The organism is Thalassospira lucentensis (assembly GCF_001613805.1).
In the GTDB taxonomy this organism is placed as follows: Bacteria; Pseudomonadota; Alphaproteobacteria; order Rhodospirillales; family Thalassospiraceae; genus Thalassospira; species Thalassospira lucentensis_A.
This window is the reverse complement of the sequence record NZ_LPVY01000012.1, coordinates 1-20,756: the sequence shown is the minus strand read 5'-3', so window position 1 is coordinate 20,756 and position 20,756 is coordinate 1. Positions and strand designations below refer to the sequence as shown.

General features: G+C 55.9%; 18 protein-coding genes. 3 read left to right on the top strand and 15 right to left on the bottom strand.

Annotated elements, in window-relative coordinates; translation table 11 throughout:
- The first annotated feature begins 288 nt into the window (after positions 1–288).
- Together AUP42_RS11095 and AUP42_RS11090 are read left to right on the top strand one after the other, a co-directional pair.
- On the top strand, positions 289–2,268 hold the full coding sequence (locus AUP42_RS11095; RefSeq protein ID WP_197468273.1) for a sensor histidine kinase: 1,980 nt from the start codon (positions 289–291) through the stop codon (positions 2,266–2,268).
- On the top strand, positions 2,265–4,241 hold the full coding sequence (locus AUP42_RS11090) for a sensor histidine kinase (protein ID WP_062951691.1): 1,977 nt from the start codon (positions 2,265–2,267) through the stop codon (positions 4,239–4,241). The genes AUP42_RS11095 and AUP42_RS11090 overlap by 4 nt, the downstream gene beginning before the upstream one ends.
- A 2-nt stretch (positions 4,242–4,243) precedes the next feature.
- Here AUP42_RS11090 and AUP42_RS11085 read toward each other — a convergent pair whose 3' ends face one another.
- From AUP42_RS11085 to AUP42_RS11015, 15 genes are all read right to left on the bottom strand, one after another.
- The gene (locus AUP42_RS11085; protein WP_231858245.1) at positions 4,244–4,975 is read right to left on the bottom strand and encodes a response regulator transcription factor; all 732 of its coding nucleotides are present in this window, start codon (positions 4,973–4,975) and stop codon (positions 4,244–4,246) included.
- A gap of 326 nt (positions 4,976–5,301) precedes the next feature.
- Positions 5,302–6,417 (bottom strand): dihydropteroate synthase, encoded by a 1,116-nt coding sequence (folP, locus tag AUP42_RS11080; protein WP_062951689.1) that lies wholly within the window; start codon positions 6,415–6,417, stop codon positions 5,302–5,304.
- A gap of 13 nt (positions 6,418–6,430) precedes the next feature.
- Positions 6,431–8,374 (bottom strand): ATP-dependent zinc metalloprotease FtsH, encoded by a 1,944-nt coding sequence (ftsH, locus tag AUP42_RS11075; RefSeq protein ID WP_062951688.1) that lies wholly within the window; start codon positions 8,372–8,374, stop codon positions 6,431–6,433.
- Between the two features lie 86 nt (positions 8,375–8,460).
- Positions 8,461–9,936 carry a tRNA lysidine(34) synthetase TilS gene (gene tilS / locus AUP42_RS11070; protein WP_062951687.1) on the bottom strand — a complete coding sequence of 492 codons (1,476 nt, stop codon included), beginning with the start codon at positions 9,934–9,936 and terminating at the stop codon, positions 8,461–8,463.
- Between the two features lie 10 nt (positions 9,937–9,946).
- Entirely contained in the window at positions 9,947–11,089 is a 1,143-nt protein-coding gene (gene ybgF, locus AUP42_RS11065) for a tol-pal system protein YbgF (RefSeq protein ID WP_231858244.1), read from the bottom strand.
- 148 nt (positions 11,090–11,237) lie between these two features.
- Positions 11,238–11,735, bottom strand: coding sequence for a peptidoglycan-associated lipoprotein Pal (gene pal, locus AUP42_RS11060; RefSeq protein ID WP_062951685.1), 498 nt, complete (start codon positions 11,733–11,735; stop codon positions 11,238–11,240).
- A gap of 129 nt (positions 11,736–11,864) precedes the next feature.
- A complete protein-coding gene (gene tolB, locus AUP42_RS11055; protein ID WP_062951684.1) occupies positions 11,865–13,235 on the bottom strand; it encodes a Tol-Pal system beta propeller repeat protein TolB in 1,371 nt (456 codons plus the stop codon).
- A gap of 49 nt (positions 13,236–13,284) precedes the next feature.
- Entirely contained in the window at positions 13,285–14,241 is a 957-nt protein-coding gene (locus AUP42_RS11050) for a hypothetical protein (protein WP_062951683.1), read from the bottom strand.
- A 6-nt stretch (positions 14,242–14,247) separates the two neighbouring features.
- Positions 14,248–14,700 carry a protein TolR gene (gene tolR, locus AUP42_RS11045; protein WP_062951682.1) on the bottom strand — a complete coding sequence of 151 codons (453 nt, stop codon included), beginning with the start codon at positions 14,698–14,700 and terminating at the stop codon, positions 14,248–14,250.
- Position 14,701: 1 nt separating this feature from the next.
- Positions 14,702–15,433 carry a protein TolQ gene (gene tolQ / locus AUP42_RS11040; RefSeq protein ID WP_062951681.1) on the bottom strand — a complete coding sequence of 244 codons (732 nt, stop codon included), beginning with the start codon at positions 15,431–15,433 and terminating at the stop codon, positions 14,702–14,704.
- Between the two features lie 7 nt (positions 15,434–15,440).
- Complete coding sequence (locus tag AUP42_RS11035) at positions 15,441–15,902, bottom strand: YbgC/FadM family acyl-CoA thioesterase (protein WP_062951680.1); 462 nt, start codon at positions 15,900–15,902, stop codon at positions 15,441–15,443.
- Positions 15,899–16,975 carry a Holliday junction branch migration DNA helicase RuvB gene (ruvB, locus tag AUP42_RS11030; protein ID WP_062951679.1) on the bottom strand — a complete coding sequence of 359 codons (1,077 nt, stop codon included), beginning with the start codon at positions 16,973–16,975 and terminating at the stop codon, positions 15,899–15,901. The genes AUP42_RS11035 and ruvB overlap by 4 nt, the downstream gene beginning before the upstream one ends.
- Positions 16,972–17,670, bottom strand: coding sequence for a Holliday junction branch migration protein RuvA (gene ruvA / locus AUP42_RS11025; protein WP_062951678.1), 699 nt, complete (start codon positions 17,668–17,670; stop codon positions 16,972–16,974). Before ruvA ends, ruvB begins: the two co-directional genes overlap by 4 nt.
- Positions 17,667–18,185, bottom strand: coding sequence for a crossover junction endodeoxyribonuclease RuvC (gene ruvC, locus AUP42_RS11020; RefSeq protein WP_062951677.1), 519 nt, complete (start codon positions 18,183–18,185; stop codon positions 17,667–17,669). The genes ruvA and ruvC overlap by 4 nt, the downstream gene beginning before the upstream one ends.
- 79 nt (positions 18,186–18,264) lie before the next feature.
- Positions 18,265–19,011 (bottom strand): YebC/PmpR family DNA-binding transcriptional regulator, encoded by a 747-nt coding sequence (locus AUP42_RS11015; protein ID WP_062951676.1) that lies wholly within the window; start codon positions 19,009–19,011, stop codon positions 18,265–18,267.
- 550 nt (positions 19,012–19,561) lie between these two features.
- Between AUP42_RS11015 and AUP42_RS11010 the strand changes: the two genes are divergently transcribed.
- Positions 19,562–20,756: HAMP domain-containing protein (locus AUP42_RS11010; RefSeq protein ID WP_231858243.1), on the top strand; the 1,195-nt coding region annotated here is incomplete at its 3' end.

The window sequence follows — 20,756 nt, the reverse complement described above, 5'->3', positions numbered from 1 at the left end:
CATCCCGACGCATTGATGCGCGGGTTATTTTTCCTGACTGCCGGTTATATCAAAGTGTCCGCGCAATGCTACCGGCAAGTGACCGATTGTACCGGGAATAAACAACCGATCCGTTAATCGCATCCTTGATGCTTCGCTTATAAAAGCCATGACCTTGCTTTTAAAACCCGGTATCTAGAATGCAAAGCGTTTGAATATTCCGAAATCGGGGGCATTTTGCGGAAAGTCGGTTACCGCAACGGCTATATGGTTGTGATCATATTACAGGTCATCTTTTTGATGATTTCCATGATCCGCCCTGCCCTTGCCCATCCTGGCAATCATGAACTTGTCATCGGATCCTATTCCGAAGACGAGGACAATATCGACCTTACCCCGTTGATTGAACGGCTGAAAGCAGACCGGCAGGCCCGCACCGCATCCGAGGTCGCAAGCCTTCCCGCAGACGATTTCACCTCGGTTGTTGGCTCTGTAGGTGCGGGTTACACGCTTGATACCGTCTGGTACCGCATACAGATCCATGTCACACAAGCCGGTGCTGAACCCCTTCAATTCAAACGCTATCTGGAAATTTCGCCGCCCTATCTGAACCGGATCGCGCTGACCATTCTTGATCGCCAGACCCAATTGCCGGTCTGGAACAACATCGTCGGTGACCATATTACCCCGAATGCATCAGAAGCCCGCGGGCGACAGCATCTGAGCACTTGGCCAAACCTGCCTGCGGGCAGTTACTGGCTGGTGATTGGCGTTTCCAGCAACAGCGCCCAGCTTTTGAATGCACATCTCAAATCCGATACGGTTCTGATTGCCGAAAACGTGCAGGATACGTTCCTGTATGGCCTTTATCTCGGCATTCTTTTTATCGGCTTTATGGTCTATTTCACGCTCGGTTTGCTGATCCGTGACCGGGCGATTATCTGGTACGGCCTTTACATTCTTGCCCTGTTCACCGCGACGGCGGGTATTTCGGGATATGCCCATCTTCTTCTGGCTGGAACGTGGCAGCGGGCAAGTGACGCGATCACCGGATCGGGTACGGCATTTTCGATTGCAACCAGTGTTATGATGTGGGCCTACATCATTGGACTGGACCGGTTTAAACGCAATGTTTTCAGGGCCATGGCGATTTATGCCACGTTTGCCGGTCTATGTGCCCTTACATCGGTCAGTGACACCTATATCTATTTTGCCCGCGGCATGTTCCTGCCACATATCGGTGTCCTGCTGATCCTGCTCGGATATCTGTTCTATTTCGGCTGGACCAGATCAAATGCCCGAATGCTGCGCGTGTATTTTGTGGCTCTTGGTTTGCCTGCGGTTGCGGCGATCGTGCATCTTTTGATGCTGATGGGCATCGTCCCGGCCAATGTCTTTACCAGCAACTGTTATCAGGTGGCATCCCTTGCACATTTGCTGTTGCTGGGGATCGCGATGGCCGGACGAACGCATGAGCTCGCCAATCAGCGCGTTTCGGCCTACCGCAGCAATACGCGCGCCAACCAGCTCGCGGACGAGCAGCGTGAATTCATTACCATGCTGTCCCACGAATTCCGGACACCGCTTGCGATTATCCAGCGCGCGGCGGAAATGGTCGCGCTGCATGTTCAGAACGCCCCCGAAGCTGTCACAAGCCGTATCGCGACCATCCGCAGCAATGCCTCGCAACTGTCAGAACTGGTTAATGTGTTCCTGACCAAGGAAACCCTGGACAGTACCAATTTCAGTATTTCGCCCAAACCAACCATTATGGCCCCGTTCCTGAAGGATCTGGTCAAACGGCGTCAACGCGAAAACCCGGATCATGATGTCGATCTGGGCGAAACCGATTTCACCGTTATCCGGATCGACCGCACCCTGATCGAACGGGCACTGAGCAATCTGATTGAAAACGCCCGGAAATATGCCCCGAATGCCAGTGTTCGTATCGGTTTCACCCATCGAAGCGATGGCAATGTCTATATCCGCGTGACCGACAACGGGCCGGGAATATCCCAGGATGATCTGGCACTGGCTTCAGAAGCGTTCTATCGCGGCAATACATCAGGCAGCACCCATGGTGTCGGCTTGGGTCTGCACATTACCAACCGGATCATCAATGCCCATCGTGGCCGGATGACAATCAGCGTCGGTGAAACCGGCGGCACGACCATTCTGATCCGTTTGCCTTATGACCGGGAACTGACCAACAACAATATCGAAGCCGCACGAACCGATAATCTTGATCCGCCAGCCATGCCTGTTTCCCGCGAAGGAAATCCGTCATGAGCCACCGGAAAACCCTGTCTGGATATTCTGTTTGGCAACACGTCATGCTGGCTGTCACGACATTGCTGTTCGGGATGGCGATCCTGTCATCGGCCAGGGCTGCGGAATTTGGCAAACTGACACTTCTGCCGAGAATTTCCAGCCCGGTTAATCTGCATAATCATGTTCTGTCACTTGAAGACAGGACAAATGATCTGACACTTGAAGACATCCTGCAAATGCCGGCCGAAAACTTTGCCCCCAGCCCCGGCATTCCAAGTTTTGGTTATACCGGTGACACCGTCTGGTACCGGTTGGCGCTTTCGGTTCCCGAAGGATTAAACGAACCGCTGCATCTTGAAATTCGCCCAAGCTATATGAACTTCATCGATGTTTATCTGATCAAACAGGGAACATCGCGACATTTCTGGCAAAGCCGGATGGGGGACCATGTCCCGGCAAGCCAGCGGCCAATAAAAGGCAGTGAACAGGTCGACCGCTTCCCCCCGCTGGAAGCCGGCGATTATGTGCTTGTTATCCGAACCAAATCAAACAGCACTCAGTTCCTTATGGCCAAGCTGTGGCCCACCAATCAGCTGGTTTCCAGCCTGACCTTGCGGGATTCCGGACTAAGCATCTATTTCGGCGTTATTCTGATGCTGGGGGTTGTTTACATCATTCTGGGAACACTGGCACGTGACCGGGCCATCGCGGCATATGGATCCTGTGTCCTGTCGATCGGGACCCTTGCATCATCGGCAAGTGGCCTTGCACTGTCGATCCTTCAACCCGAATGGCCCTATGCCAATGATCTGATCGTTGGTGGAAGCAATGCCATGGCTGCTGCGGCCACCATTTTCCTGTGGTTCTATATTCTCGACCTGAACCGCCAGAACAATGTCGTGGCAAGGATCATCAAAATTTATTGCGTGCTTTCAATTGCCTGCGCACTGACCGCAACCAATAATTTTTACGCGCTTTACGGTACCTATATTGTGCCCCTGCATGCCGTACTCCTGACGACATTCTGCATTGTCCTCGCCTACCGGATCATACGCGCCCCGACCGAATGGCTGTTATGGCTTTATTTCGTTGTGCTTGCCCTTCCGACAGGGGCTGCCGTCTTGCTGCAACTGACACATGCAGGCCTGATCGAAGCCACGCCACTGCGGCTCGGACTGCATCAGTTCACATTGTTTTTCCATATGTGCGCCATGAGCGTGATCATGGGCTTTCGCCTGTCCAGAATCGAAAAAGAACGCATGGACATGGTCAAAATCGCCGCGGCAACAACATCGCTTGTCGGTGAACAGCGCAAACTGATTTCCATGCTTTCCCATGAATTCCGCACACCGCTTGCCGTCATTCAACGATCGTCCGAAATGCTTTCGCTGCGCCTGCGCGAAGCACGAAGCGATGTGACGGACCGCCTGCAGCGAATTCAGGATCAGGCACGAAAACTATCCCGTCTGGTGGATATTTTCCTCAACAAGGATGGCATCGACGACGGCGACTTTGCGTTGGCCCGTGAACTGGTGCCGGTCAATCACCTGCTGGCCGACTTCGTATCGAACACGTCACGCGCCGATGCCGAAATCACGCTTGAATGCATCGGAACCGAAGGGCTGGAAACCTACGTCGATGTCACGCTTGTCGGCCTTGCCATCACCAACCTGATCGAAACGGCACGCCGATATGCCCATGGCGCCCCCATTCATGTGGCAGCACGCCCCAACAGTGACTGGCTTGTGGAAATCGTTATCCCCTATCACGGGCAGGATTTGAACAGTGATGAAATCCGCCGCATCAGCGATGCCCTGTTCCGCCGCGAGGTTGAGGCAGCATCCCTGCAAAGCGCCCTCGGCCTGCATATCTCGCAGCGCATTGTCGATGCACATGGTGGATCGATAAAAATGCGCGACAAGGGTACAGACGGTGTCGAACTTTGTCTGTTGCTGCCCTGTGACGAGATCACCGGATCATTCGGCAATTAGGATCAGGCGCTTTCGGGCACGCCCACAATAACGGCAGAGGATGTAAAGGCATAGCCACGGCCATAAGCGGTCCGGATCGGCAATTCCTCGCCAACTTCGCGAAGCACCTTCTGGCGGACACGCCGGATCGCCGTATCAAGATTGCGGCAGTTTTCAGCCGTATCGGCCTTGCCCAGTGCCATGACAATTTCCGGGCGCGTCAACCAGGCACCGTTGGCTTCAACCAGCAACCGAACAATCGTGCGCTCGGTCGCCGTCAGGGTCGAAGAATTGCCATCGGAATTGCTAAGCGTCCAGTTCAGCATATCGAGCGTCCAGCGATCGTCTCGGGCCAGTGCCTCAAGTTCGGCTTCCGCCTCGTTCTCGCTCCTGCCAACCCGGCGCAGCAGCGGGCGCAGGGCCGCCTCGATCACCGAAAGCGGGCTGTCTTTCGTCAGGTAAACATCCGCACCGGATTTATAGCCCGTAAGATGATGATCCATCCCCGCAAGCGAGGTCAGCATCATGATCCCGCAATCAAGATTGGCGCGCGCATATTTGGCCAACTCATAGCCATCCGCATCCGGCAGCATGATATCAAGAATGACCGCCGCCGGTGACTTGGTTTTCAGCGCACGATGAAACGCTGCGCCGGTGTCGCAACCGACAACATCAAAGCCGCACATCTCGAGGTACTCACACAAATCCCGATTAAGATCGGCATTGTCCTCAACCACGAAAACACAAGTCGCCATTGTTTCCTGACCTGCAGCCGCTCCGGACTGCTCAACGCGCACGCGCGCGCTGTATCCGTTCATTCAACTTCGCTTTCAATGTTTGCTCAGAACCAACCATTCGCGCGACCTTCCTGGTCGCATTTAGTTTTATCTATAATGGTATGTGGCGATTGGGGAAAATCCGCAAGCCCCAAGCACAATCTGTCAGAAATTGCCAGATTCCCCACACCAGTAAAAAGGCCCGCAGCCCCGGCACCCGAAAGTACACAAAAACTGCAGACCTTTTATAAATCGTTGGTAACAACCGTCAATCTATACATCCATAGATTGACGGTCGAAGAAGCCTATACCAGGGACGTTGCCGTCGTGACGGAAATCGACTGAACCGTGTCATGAACATCATGCACCCGGATCATCTGAACCCCGTGCCGCCAGCCATTGATCGCCGATGCAATCGACCCGCCAAGACGCTCCTTGGGGGATGCTGCCGGATCAATCTTGCCGATAAACGATTTGCGCGATGTCCCCAACAGGATCGGGCAGCCCAGACCATGAAAAATCGCCAGACGCGATAACAGTTCCAGATTGTGCGACAATGACTTGCCAAAACCGATACCCGGATCAACACAGATGCGATCACGCGAAATACCCGCCCGTTCGCAACTTTCAATCCGGTCCAGCAGATAGTCATACACATCCAGAACCGCACAATCATATTGCGGGTTTTCCTGCATGGTGCCCGGTTCGCCCTGCATATGCATCAGGATCACCGGCTTGCCCGATGCGGCGGCAACTTCCATTGACCGCTCATCCCCCTCAAGCCCGGTAACATCATTGATGATGGCCGCACCGGCCTCAATGGCGGCTTCCATCACACCCGCATGGCGGGTATCGATGGAAACGCAATGACCGTCTTCGGCCAGGGCACGGATCACCGGAACAACGCGCGCGATCTCGTCCGCTTCGGAAACGGTTTCCGCCCCCGGGCGTGTCGATTCCCCACCGATATCAAGGATGGACGCCCCCTGCTCGGCCAGCACGCGCGCACGCGCAATCGCCTGATCGGTGGTGTTGTAATCGCCACCATCGGAAAAGCTGTCCGGTGTCACATTGACAATGCCCATCACATGGCAGGACGCCATATCAAGCCCGGCAAAATCGGCACGCTTTGTGGTCAGACGGTTCAGAACGTCATTGATTTCATCAACCCGTCCCGAATTCTGGACCCAGCCTTCAAGCGCCAGCAACGGCAGGATCATGCTTTCCGCCCCGCCACCTTCGCGACGACGGATGATTTCAAGCGCGGAAAATCCACGGCGGGATCCGGCCAAGGGTAACGTATTGGGATCATCGGCATGGTCGATGAAACCGGTAGGTGCGTAATATAACGGTCCGTCAAAATCAGCAAAGCCCCGCACATCGGCGGGGCTTCGCAGGACCGATCCTTCGATCTTGTCCATCAGTCTCTTTCAGTTAGCTGCCCGGCTGCGGCTCCGGGGACAGATCCCCGCCACCTTCACCCGGGTTTTCCTTGCGTGCGCCGCCGGTGGTCGGCACGGTCGAACGGCGTCCGCTGCCCGTATCCTTGCCGCTGCCATTGGAATGGCCCGAACGGTTGATTTCCTCACCACGCAGAAGCGCTTCGATTTCCTTGCCCGACAAGGTTTCGTATTCCAGAAGCCCCTTGGCAAGAACATGCAGATCGTCAAGATGCTCGGTCAGAACACGCTTGGCAAAGACATATGCCTCGTCGGAATAACGACGCACTTCCTCGTCAATAAGCTGGGCTGTTTTCTCGGAAACATTCTTGTGCTGGGCAACACTGTGGCCCAGGAACACTTCTTCCTGATTGTCCACATATTTGACATTGCCAAGCTTGTCCGAGAAGCCCCACTCGGTCACCATCTTGCGCGCATATTGCGTCACCATATTGATGTCCGAAGACGCACCCGTGGTGACCTTGTCCTTGCCAAAGATGATTTCCTCGGCAACGCGGCCACCCATGGCAACCGCAAGGTCGGAAATCAGCTGTTCATAGGATTTGGAAACCTGATCACGTTCCGGCAGGCGCATCACCATACCCAGCGCACGACCGCGCGGAATGATGGTTGCCTTGTGGATCGGATCGGATGCCGGGGTATGCAGCGCGACAAGCGCATGACCACCTTCGTGATAGGCCGTCAGCTTCTTCTCGTCGTCGGTCATGATCATGGAACGGCGTTCCGCCCCCATCATCACCTTGTCCTTGGCATTCTCGAAATCGGCCATGGTGACAACACGCTTGCCAAGACGGGCCGCAAGAAGTGCCGCCTCGTTAACAAGGTTTGCCAGATCCGCGCCCGAGAAGCCCGGCGTACCACGCGCAACAGTGCGCAGGTCAACATCGGGTCCCAGCGGAACCTTGCGGGCATGAACACCAAGAATATGTTCACGGCCTTCAAGGTCCGGGTTCGGCACAACGACCTGACGGTCAAAACGACCGGGGCGAAGCAATGCCGGGTCCAGAACGTCCGGACGGTTGGTTGCCGCCACAAGGATCACGCCCTCGTTGGCCTCAAAACCATCCATCTCGACCAAGAGCTGGTTCAGGGTCTGTTCGCGTTCATCGTTACCGCCACCAAGACCGGCACCACGATGGCGGCCAACGGCGTCGATTTCATCGATGAAGATGATGCAGGGCGCGTTCTTTTTGCCCTGTTCGAACATGTCACGCACACGAGAAGCACCGACACCAACGAACATTTCAACGAAATCGGAACCCGAAATCGTAAAGAACGGCACATTGGCTTCACCGGCAATCGCACGCGCCAAAAGCGTCTTACCCGTACCCGGAGGTCCGACAAGAAGCATGCCTTTCGGGATTTTACCGCCAAGACGCTGGAATTTCTGCGGATCGCGCAGGAAGTCGACGACTTCTTCAAGCTCGCCCTTGGCTTCCTCGATCCCGGCCACGTCTTCAAAGGTCACCCGACCGGATTTCTCGGTCAGCATCTTGGCCTTTGATTTGCCAAAGCCCATGGCTTTGCCACCGCCGCCCTGCATCTGACGCATGAAGAAAATCCACACACCAATAATCAGCAGCATCGGGAACCAGCTGATCAGCGCGCTCATAAGCGGCGACAGGCTTTCTTCCGGCTGGGCGATAATACGAACGCCCTTGTCGTTTAGACGTTCGACAAGGCTCGGATAATCAGGGGTATAAACACTAACGGTCCGGTTATCGCGGGTTTGCGCTGTAAGAGTGTTGCCCTGGATCGTAACTTCTGAAATCTGGCCGCTGTCAACTTCGGCCAGGAAGTCCGAAAACGCCAGCGTTGACTGGCCGCTCCGTCCTGATGGCGACTGAAACAGGTTAAACAAAGCCACCAAAAGGATGGCAATGATAACCCACAGTGCGAGATTTTTTCCCATATTCATTCCAAGCTACTGATCGCAATTTGTGTTCGCCATGACGCGCAATCGCCCTGCGCACGGCCTGATCATCAGATAATGATAAGGTACCTTTACGCAAGTAGGACGTCGGGTTTCGGCGACGATTTAAACCCACTTTCCCACAAAGGTGTCGGGGGTGCAAACCGCCATCGCATTCCGATTGCGTTTTCTGCTCCCATCGGGGCCGTCCGGCAACCGGCGGCGGATAATACGTCGGAAATGCCCGAAACCTCAAGCCCGCCAACGGAAAGCAGGACTTCTTTATCATAAAGGGCGGGTATGGATGCAAGGGCGGCGCGCGGTAAACGATCAACAAACGGCGCGATTTTGCCAATGGCGGCCCGAAATGCCCGTGTGTGAAACGCATCACAAGCAGACAGCGGCGCAATCACAAACCGGCCAAAATCAGCATAATCAGCGGTTGCAACCTGCCTGATGCCGTCAAAAATCAGCTCGAAACGATTGTCCCAGCGCTGACCAGCCGGCCCCGTCACCAATGCCGGATTGATGCGAACCGGCGCGATATCCATCCGCCCGACTTCGCGATAAACCAGTAAAATATCGCCGCGGCGGTGCAACACACATCCGCCCAGACTGACGCGCGCGTCTTCCTGCCCCCTCAATTGCAACAAGGCAGCCGCCAGCGCATCAAAAGCAGGCATGTAATTTTCACCGCCAATCACCCGGACAATATGCCCAAGCCCATAGCAAGCCGTGGTTTCACCGGTTCCGGTATCCCGCCATTTTGAAAATGCAACTTGGGCAATACCGCAATTCGCGACCTGAACGGTCGCGGCCAGAAGATCACCGATAAGATATTCAGCCGCCTGACGTTCTTCCGTGCCACGATCCGGATCAGCACCACCTGCATCATCCGTCAGGGTCGCACCGTGCCGGATGCGAACCCTTTCGAAACCGGTATTGCGATTTGACGGGTCTTCGACCCAATCCTGCCGGTATGCCTGCACCGTTGCGATCAGGTCGGCCTTGGCAATGGGCAATAACGGTCGCAACAGGCGCGCATTGCGCAGAAAACGACGTGCGCTCATCCCTGCCCGTCCAATGACGCCGCTTTCACGGTTCTGCCGCATCACAAGCGTCTCACGCTGATCATCCCGGTGATGGGCGACCAGCAGATGCAGGATACCCAACGCACCCAATTGGCGATCAAGCAATTCATACCGGGCCTTGCGCGCCGCTTCCTGAATGCCGCTTTGTGGCTTTTCCCCCTCCCAGCGCAGAATGCGGTGCGCAATACCGTGTTTTTCAAGCTGCTCACCGACCCAGATGGCTTCTTGCGCAGCATCGGCTCGCAAACCGTGATCGACCGTCATGGCGATCAATTCGCCACCGTTTGACCGGCACCATTCATTCGCCAGCAACGCCAGCGCCATGCTGTCCGCACCACCGGAAACAGCCGCGGCAATTTTGGGGCTGTCTTCAAACGGCGCAAACGCATTCATCAGGCGCGAAAAGACAACGGCGTCCAATGGTGTTCCATCGGACGCCGGATCAGATTTGATCATATCGTTTGATCGATCTGTCATCAGTCTGCTTTTACGAACAGCCGCGTGTTTTGCGTTCCTGGCGGGCACGGTCAAGCACCACCGCCGACGCATTCGGGAAATTCGCAATCAGATGGCCAAAAGTCGTGCAGGCATCCTCGTTCTTGCCAAGATTGCCCAACGACATACCAAGTTTCAGCAGGTTATCCGCCGCCTTGCTGCTATCGGGATATGTCTGGAAGCCCTCGGTAAAGGCAACAGCCGCCTGATCATACTGTTCGCGAACATAGAATGTCTCGCCAAGCCAGTATTGCGCATTACCGGCCAATGGATTGTCCGGATGGCTTTTGACAAACGCGGCAAGTGCTGTTTCAGCCGCGGCGAAATCCTGCCGGCGCAAAAGATCAAAAGCGTAACGATATTGCTCTTCCGGTGTACCGGCCGGAAGTGCTGCACCACCGGCCGCGGCACTTGCCGTGCGGGCCGGTGCCGCCGAAGACGTACCTGCCGGACCTGACGGAACAGAGGGCGGCGAGCCTTCGTTTTCAATCACGCCAAACAATTGGGTGCCACGATCATCGACACGTTGACCCGCGCCTGCGGTATTGGGCTGTGCCGCCGAACCGGTTGCATTATTCGCAGCCGCCCCTGCCGCAGCCCCCGCCGCCGCAGATGGCGCAACAGCACCCGTCTGGGTACCGGTCGCAGCACCGCCTTCAAGCTGGCTCAGGCGATAATCGACATCGGACACCAGCCGTTCAAGACGATCTTCGATCTTGCGGATACGGAAATCGAATTCCTCGATTTGCCCTGTCAACTGTGTGACGGCGCGCTCGATATCGTTGATCTGGACCTGCTGACGGGCCGCGGCCGGGCTTCCGCCACTTGCACCACCACTGTCAGGCACGCCCCCCGAAGGAACACCCTCGCGATAGACATAACGCTGCAACAGATCAAGATCATTGCGAAGCTGTTCGACCTGACGGGTCATATTGGCGTCCTGCGCATGCACAGGCGCACTGCCAAGAACAGTCATTCCCATCAGGGCCGTGACGGCAAACACCGACAGATAGCCGATCGGGCTGCGTCGCAACGCCCCCTGTTCCCCCCCAACGGTTGGTGAAATCGCAACGGCCGACATACGGGGCGGCAGGGCGTCATTTCGGTAACCGGTTTTCGGGCCAACTCGGATCATTTTCGGGTCCTTCGTCGTAATTTCGAACATCATATTCCCCGTGTCATCAAGGAATATCTAATGTTGCAACATTTTCAGGCGGCAAAAATAAGGCGCCTGTTCCTTACGGAACAGGCGCCTTGAAATTCAGGCTTTCACCTGCACGCTCTTAACGGATAACCGAAACAGAGCGGCGGTTTTTCGCCCAGCTTTCTTCGTCGTGGCCCAGAGCGACCGGACGTTCTTTACCATAGGAAATGGTTTCGATACGCGACGGATCAATGCCCAGAGCAACGAGGTAATCTTTCACGGAGTTCGCGCGACGCTCACCCAGTGCAAGGTTGTATTCACGCGTGCCGCGTTCGTCGGCATGGCCTTCGACAACGACTTTGTACTGCGGGTATTTTTTCAGCCAAGCAGACTGAAGTTCCAGCGTACGGCGTGCTTCGCCCGACAGGTCATATTTGTCGAAGCCAAAGAATACGCGATCGCCAACATTAACCGCGAACCATTCCGGGCTGCTTTCCGAAAGCGCGCTCGAAGTGGAAGACGGCTGATTGGTGGTCGAGACACCTTCGCCAGCAGAGGTTGCAGAGCTGTCAGGTGCGGTTTCACAGGCAGCCAGAAGTGCGGCAGCAGCAAAAACACTCAGAATCCGAAGTTTCATTTAAGTTTTCCCCTTAACACCGGACACATTCGCCCGATTGTGGTGTTTTCCATGTCTCGCGACACCGAAAATGCCCGCGATTAATGCGAATCGCATTCAGTGCTTCGCGATGACTATACTCTTGAGATATCAGGGAATCAAGGGCGACCATGCTGGATCTGATCCATCCGCCGGTGTAACGATCTCTCGTTCGTTATAACCGGTCAAATCGATCGAATACAGACGGTATCGATCCTTGGTCCCGTCCCTGGACGGGTGCTGGCGGTGATACATCAACACTCTTCCGTTCGGTGCCCATGTCGGGCCTTCGACAAGGAAGCCCTCGGCCAAAAGCCGCTCTCCACTGCCATCCGGACGCATGACACCGATATAGAACCGACCTCCTTGTGATTTGGTGAAGGCGATCAGGTCTCCGCGTGGCGACCAGACCGGTGTGGCATAAAGACCACCACCGAAACTGATGCGCTGGACGCCGCTACCATCCGCATTCATCACGTAAAGTTGCTGTGATCCGCTACGGTCAGAGTTGAACGTGATTCGCGAACCATCAGGAGAATATGACGGCGATGTATCAACTGCAGGATGCCGCGTCAACTGGCGTTTTTCACGCGTACGCAGATCCAGCTCGTAGACTTCACTATTGCCGTCCAAAGCCTGGGACATCACCACGGAATTGCCATCTGGGGCAAAGCGCGGGGCAAAGGTCATGCCCGGGAAATCGCCAAGCAATTCAAGCTCGCCGGTATCGATATCCAGAACATAGACACGTGGTTTGTCGTTGAAGTACGACATATAAACCACTTCCTGGGCCGTCGGAGAGAAACGCGGGTTCAGGACAAGAAACTTGCCGTCTGACAGGAAACGGTGGTTCGCACCGTCCTGATCCATGATGGCAAGCCGCTTGACGCGTTTATCGCCCGGGCCCGATTCGGAGACATAAACGATACGGGTATCGAAATAGCCCGATTCCCCGGTAATGCGTTTATAAATCTCGTCGGCAATCTTGTGTGCGATGCGCCGCCAGTTGTTCGGCTGGGTGCGATAGGCCACCCCTGCCATCTGGTTTTCAGCCAGAACATCCCAAAGGCGGAATTCGACACGCAGAAGCCCGTTCGGTTCGGTTACGACCCGACCATTGACGAGTGCCTGTGCATTGATTGCGCGCCACTCGGCAAAGTTCGGATTAACCGCCAGCGAACTGGCACTCTGGATAAAGGCTTTTTCGTCAATCGGCGCAAACAGACCCGATCGCGCCAGATCATTGCTGATCACCGATGTGATGTTCTGGCCGACTTCGGTTTCCGAAACACCTTCACCCGGGAAACGGGTAATGGCGATCGGCATCGGCTTGACTTCACCGCGGGTGATGTCGATACGGAGTTCGGCATGCGCCGGTGCCGAGGGTACAACGGCCAGGCCAGCGACAACGGCAAGGGCACACAGTCCGGCCAGACTGCGTGTAACCCAATATCGTTTGAATGCGTTGGTCTTGATGGTCATCCTGCCTCGCTATTTTCCACGCGTTTTGAGGGACTTATGATTTTATTCATTACAGGCCCAGCATTTCACGCATGTCAAAATTGAACGTGAATGTGCGCCACATTTCGTATTTATCCAGCGGCAGTTTTAGAGGACTGCATTGCGGATTTAGCACAGCTCGAAGGGCACTTTCTGCAATCGTACGGCGTGATGGATCACCACCAATCTCGCCAGAGTTGCTAATTCGTGCCTGCCGGACGGTACCGTCCGGGTTCGCGCTGACATGAATTTCAACCGCGAAGTTCCCGGCTTCCTTGGCTCCGGCCGGTGGGCTCCAGCAGCGTTCGATCTGTCTTTTGACGGCGTCAAGCTCGCTCATAGTCAAACGTGCGTCCAGACGCGTCGCGACAACCTCGCTGGCATTGTCCTCGGGCGTATCTTCCGGTGTATCCTGTGGTGTCGGCTGTGCGCTCGGTTCGGTTTTACGCACATCCTTCAGAATATCGGCAAGCGTCCGCTTCGGTTCCGGATCGGGCTGTTTCTTCGGCTCGGGCTTCGGTTCCGGTTTTGGCTCCGGCTTTTTGGCTTCAACCGGCTTTGGTTTCGGCTTTTCCGGGGTCGGGGTCGGTTCCTTCTTCACTTCCGGCTTCGGAACGGGTTTGGGTTCCGGCTTGGGCTGTGGTTTGGGTTCGACCTTCGGTTCCGGTTTTGGCTCTGGCTTCGGCTCCGGTTTTGGTTCCGGTTTCGGCGCGGGCTTTGGTTCCGGCTTGGGTTCCGGTTTTGGCTCCGGCTTCGGAACGGGCTTTGGCTCTGGCTTCGGGGCCGGTTTCGGTTTCGGCTTTTCTTCGGCTTTCGGCTTTGGCAGCGCCTTGGTCGGAGCCGCCGAGAATTCATCGACCGTGACCACCTCGACCGAAATCGACTGCAGTTCCAGCGGCGTTTCCTCGAACAGTTCCGGCAGGCCTAACCAGGCAATCAAAAAGATCGCCAGATGGGCTGCCAGGGAAATCAGAACACTGCGTAACATGTCGGTTTACTTGCCCTTTTCGGGCAGCTCCGCGATCAGCGCAACTTTGCTAAACCCGGCTTCACTGATCAGGCCCATGACTTCCATCACACGGCCATAATCGATTGCCCGGTCACCGCGCACGAAAATGCGGGTATCGCGTTTGTTCTCGGTAATGGCCGAAAGCTTCTCGGCCAGCGTGTCCTGCGGGACTTCACTATCCATAATATAAAGGGTGCCATCACCGGTGACCGACACGACCAGCGGTTCGTCCTGACCGGTCATCGGGGCTGCCGATGTTTCCGGCAGGTCGACTTCGACCCCGACCGTCATCAGGGGTGCGGCAACCATGAAGATCACAAGCAGGACAAGCATCACGTCAACCATCGGGGTGACGTTGATGTCGCTCATGGCCTTGCGGCGGTTGCGACGACCGCGGCGGCGTCCTCCGCCCGATCCGGATGCGAGTTGTGCGCCCATATCAGTCTCTCGCGTCGTCAAGCTGGCGCGACAGGATCGACGTGAATTCGTCGACAAACGCCTCAAGGCGATTACCGTAACGGCTCAGGTCGCTGGAAATCTTGTTATAGGCCACCACCGCCGGAATAGCAGCGACAAGGCCCATCGCCGTTGCCAGCAACGCCTCGGCAATACCCGGTGCGACAACCGCAAGCGATGTGTTTTTCGATGCTGCAATCGACTGGAAGGACACCATGATGCCCCAGACGGTACCAAAAAGGCCGACAAACGGTGCGGTCGAGCCGACAGACGCCAGGAACGTCATGTAACGTTCAACCCGGTCCATTTCCCGGCCCAGCGTGGTTTCCATCGACCGTTCAAGACGCTGCTGCAGGCGGGCGCGCATTGTTTCGCCCTTGACCCCGCGCGCGTTGGAACGACGCCATTCGCGCATGGCCGACACAAAAATGGCCGACATCGGATCGCGCGGCTGATCGGCGATACGATCATACAGGTCTTCAAGCGACCCGCCCGACCAGAATGCTTCTTCGAATGTATTTGCCTGGGCGCGCAGTTTGCGCAACCGCATCAGTTTTTCAAAAACAATTGCCCATACCCAGACCGATGCCAGCATCAGCCCGATCATCACCGTTTTGACGACAATCCCGGCCTGCATGAACAGGCCCCACATGGACATGTCATGAGCCATGACCGACTGCCCCAGCGTTACCGCGTCGACCACCTGATTTTCCATATTCTCTTCAGTCCTCGTTCACATCCAGATAGGTTGCGTAAGCCATTCTCAATTCTTCGGGCAGCCTTTGCGCCCGTAACTCTTGCAGCGACATGCAGGCGAGATATATCTCGATAACCACGAGTAGCTCGTCGTCCCGCATGATCTTCTGCTCGAATCCCAGCGACGCGCCCCCCAGTTTGATCAGGCGACTTTCCACAATCAGCCTGTCTTCCAACCGGGCCGCCCGGCGAAAATCGAGCGTACAGTGTCGAACGGCTATGGCAACTTTGTGGCGCTCTGCAACACTTCTATTGCTAAACCCCAACAGGTTAAGCATCGCTGAACGCGCCCGCTCGGCAAAGGCGAGATAGTTGGCGTGATACACAACCCCGCCCGCATCGGTATCCTCGTAAAACACCATTAACGGGAAGATATGCCGCTTGCCTTCGATATAACCGAGCAGACCGGTATCGTGCGTATCCGTCATTCGTCTGTCCCGTCTGCGGCATTGGCCGCGCGCTGGTCAAACAGATCCGCCAGCGGCACACCATTGCCTTCACGCGGTGGCACAAGGCCCAGATGCTTGTACCCCTTGATGCCCAGCATACGGCCGCGCGGGGTGCGCTGTATCAGCCCTTGCTGCAAAAGATACGGCTCAATCACATCCTCGATCGTGTCGCGTTCTTCCGACAGGGCTGCGGCCAGCGTATCAACGCCCACCGGCCCGCCGCCGTAATTCCCGGCGATACAGTTCAGGTAACGCCTGTCCTGACTATCAAGGCCAAGATTATCAACCTCAAGCCGCGTCAGGGCCGCATCGGCGATGAATTTATCGACCGGCGATTTACCTGCAACCACCGCAAAATCACGCACACGCCGCAACAAACGCCCGGCAATACGCGGTGTTCCCCGTGACCGGCGGGCAATTTCCATCGCCCCCTCGCGCGTCATATCGAAATTAAGCAACCGCGCACCGCGCGCGACGATCTCGACCAGCTCTTCGGGCTCGTAGAATCGCAACCGCAACGGAATACCGAAACGATCTCGAAGCGGCGTGGTCAGAAGCCCCGACCGTGTCGTCGCCCCGACAAGGGTAAAGGGCGGCAGGTCAATCCGCACCGAACGTGCCGCCGGTCCCTCGCCGATGATAAGATCAAGCTGGAAATCTTCCATCGCCGGATAAAGGATTTCCTCGACCGCCGGATTCAGGCGATGGATTTCATCAATAAACAGTACATCACGCGGCTGAAGATTGGTCAGAAGGGCCGCAAGATCACCAGCCTTGGCAATGACCGGGCCGGATGTCGCCCGAAAACCAACACCAAGTTCGCTGGCAACAATCTGCGAAAGTGTGGTTTTCCCCAGGCCCGGTGGCCCGAAAAACAGCACATGATCCATGGCTTCTTCGCGGCCACGCGCGGCCTGAATGAAAACATCAAGATTTTCGCGCACTTCCTTCTGGCCGGTAAAATCGTCCAGCCGACGCGGGCGCAGCGAACCGTCCTGATAATCCTCTTCGCGGCGTTCCCCGCTGAGTAAACGGTCTTCTTCCTCGCTCACGCGCTAAGCTCCTTCAGTCCCAGACGGATCAGGGTATCAAGTGTCTTGTCTTCACCGGCCTGCTGGGCCGCCTTGCCAACCGCGCCAAATGCCTCGGACCGGCCATAGCCCAGATTAACCAGTGCGGAAACCGCATCGGCCAGAACCGCACCATCATCCACAACCGGCGCGGCTTCGGCTGTGTCGATGCTCACATCACTGACCGGTTTGGCAGATTTGGCAGATTTTTTTGACGAAGTTGCGGCAGGTGATGCTGCCGGTGCGGCTGGTGCCGCTACCGGACCAAGATTAAGACGCGCGGCCTTGTCTTTAAGCTCGCCAACGATACGGGTCGCGACCTTCGGGCCAATCCCCGGCGCACGGCAAAGGGCGGTGGTATCCTGTGCGGCAAGTGCCCGCAAAAGATCGGTCGGGCTTAAAACAGACAAAAGGGCCAGCGCCACCTTGGCCCCCACCCCCTGCACCGTCGTCAAAAGCGCGAACCACTGTTTTTCTGCGTTATCGGCAAATCCATACAGATGAATGTGATCTTCGCGAACATGGGTTTCGATCATCAACCCCGCCTCGCCACCTTTTTGCGGCAGCATGGTCAATGTTCTGCGCGATGCAAAAACAAGGTATCCGACCCCGTTCACATCGATGATGACACTGTCCTCGCCGATGAAATCGACAATTCCGCGAAGTTTTGCGATCACCTGTATTTTCTCCCCGGACCGGCTGTTATCCCCGCAAGCGCACGGGTTCCGGCATGTTGTGCATGACAAATCGCCACGGCCAAGGCGTCGGCCGCATCTGCGCCATGGATCTGACATCCCGGCAGCAACGTGGACACCATCATCTCAACCTGTTGCTTGGCCGCATGACCGGCACCCACCACCGTCTTTTTGACGGCATTGGGTGTATATTCCGTTACCGGAATGCCACAGCGTGCCGGGGCGAGCAGTGCAACACCGCGCGCCTGCCCCAGCTTAAGGGTCGAAACAGGGTTCTTGTTAACGAAGGTTTCCTCGACCGCGGCCTCGTCGGGTGTCCAGGTCGCAATCACATCCATAAGCCCGCTATGAAGCTGATCAAGACGCTCCGCCAGCGACAGCGTCTGTGTCGAGGTCACGACACCGTTGGCAACATGACGCATCCGGTTGTCTGTAAGGTCGATCACCCCCCAGCCCGTGCGTTGAAGACCGGGATCGATACCAAGAACCCTGACCACGTCGCCCCACCTTATTATTATGAGCAAAATAAAATACGCCCGTCATTCAAAAGGGAATGACGGGCGTAAGCAAGCGTAATCAGTTATCAAGCGCGGCAACGATCTCGTCGGTCCAGTTCACATTGGTCCAGACATTCTGCACATCGTCGTTATCTTCAAGCACATCAACAAGCTTCATGATGCTCTGTGCCTGTTCAACGTTGATATCGGCCTCGGTAACCGCACGGAAAACAAGCTTCGCGCTTTCCGGATCGCCGAACTTCTCGGTCAGGGCCTCACGCACCGCGTTAAGATCTTCGATCTCGGTTTCGATGATGTGATTCTCATCATCGGTTTCCGCATTCGCAGCACCGGCCTCAAGGGCGGCTTCAAACATTTCGTCCGCACCGGCCTTGTCCAACGGGTAAACGATTTCGCCAAGACGGTTGAACATGAAGCCGACCGAACCGGTTTCACCAAGGTTGCCACCGCTTTTGGCAAATGCGGCACGCACTTCGGATGCGGTACGGTTGCGGTTGTCCGTCAGGGCCTCGACGATAACGGCAACACCGGCCGTACCGTAACCCTCGTAACGGACTTCTTCATAATTGTCGCCCTCGCCGGCACCGGTCGCCTTTTTGATGGCGCGATCGATGTTGTCCTTGGGCATGTTCTGAACGCGCGCGGCGGCAATGGCCGCACGCAAACGCGGGTTGCTGTTGATATCGTCACTGATTTTCGCCGAAACCGTGATTTCACGGGCGAGTTTGGTGAAGATTTTGGCGCGCTTTTTATCCTGCGCGCCTTTGCGGTGCATGATGTTTTTAAATTGGGAATGGCCGGCCATAACCTGAAACCTGTATTCTTTTCGTGTTGTCGATCAGTGCAAATCGGGCACCGGCCGGTAACTGCGGGATCTTCCCGGGCAGACCGGTCTCGCGATGATTGCGCGCCAGTCGGGCGGACCGAACCGGACCGGACAACTGGCAGGCAGAAATTTCGACCGCTCCTATATCCTGTTTGCGACACAAGGTCCAGCTATCCGTCATCTGTTCGCATCCATCAACCGGCACGCACCGGAAACCCGGTCGCATCACCTGTGATTTATACAACTTATGGATTTAATCGTGATTTTTTGTCGCAGAACTGCTTACATCTTGCAGTTCTGTGAATAATATTTCAATAATGTCCCTTAATAAGAAAAAATAACTCTAAAGTATAACTCTCGGGGGTTACGAACCGGGCGGCGAAAACAACAAAATGCCCGTTGCCTGATCCAAGAAACCCGGTCGGACGAAGAAGCCGCCCGGGGAAACAGCACAAGAAGGTAGGACAGAATGGGAACTAAGTTCGGGGTCCAAAGCAAGCTTTTGATATCGTTTGCCTTGGTCGGTTTAATGGCAGTCGTGTCTGCCGTTGTGGGTGCCGTTTCTTTCAACAAGTTCGGCGAAGCTCTGACAACCATCACAGAAGAAAAACTGCCGCCAATCGCCGCCGCACAGGAACTGGCGACCGAAAGCGCGGAAATCGTGGCGATTGCGCCACGCATCGTTGCATCCAATTCCACCGACGAAGAACAGGCCATCAAGGAAGAACTTGATTTCCGCCTGCTGGAACTGGTCAACAAGATCAACGAAATCGAAGCCACCGGCTTCATGCCCGAAGTCATTGCAACGATCAATGACAACCGCATTCAGTTGCAGGACACCCTTGGCCAGTTACACACCGTAACCCAGGAACGTTTTGCCATTTCCGCCGAAAAGGCCGAAAAACTGGGCGAATTCCAGGATCTTGCCAAACGCTATGGCGACACGCTGAAACCGGTTCTGTCCTATACCCAGAACGACATCGCGCAGGGCAATGCCTATGCACAGTCGCTCAAAGACGATCCGTCCGCCAAATACACGGCAAGCACCGAAGAAGTGATCGAGAACTTCATAAAAATGAACGACGCCATCAGCGCACGTTCACCGGTGCTGGAAATCGAACGCCTTGGTTCGTCCGCTGCCAACATGATCATCGCGTCCACCACCGAAACGCAGGCCGTCCGCCTGTCGATCATTCCGGTGCGCATCCGCGGCACCTATGCCGATGCCCTTGCCGCACTGGAATCGATTGGCAACGAACGGCTTAAAAACTTCTATGTCGAACTGATCGACAAGATGTCGAAGCTTTCGGTGGGTGATGACAGCCTGCCCGAACTTCGTAAACGCGAACTGGCCGCTGCCGAAGAAAGCCAGCGTCTGGTCATCCAGAGCGGTGAATTCGCCAACGCGATGCGCAGCAGTGTCGCCGAACTGGTCGCTGCCCTGAACTCCGAAGTTCAGGATGCCGCCGCACAGGCCAAAGTGGTCGAGAAACAGAGCCTGACGGCACTGGCTGTCGTTGCCGCCGCCGCCATCCTGATCTCGCTGATCATTTATGTCGTCTATGTCCGTGGCAATCTTCTGCGCCGTCTTGCCGGTCTGCAGAAAACCATGGTGACACTGGCCGATGGCAATCTTGATATCGACGTCCCGGTCAAGGGTAACGACGAAATCACCGCCATGGGCCGCGCGGTCGAGGTGTTCAAGGACAACGCCCTGAAAGTCC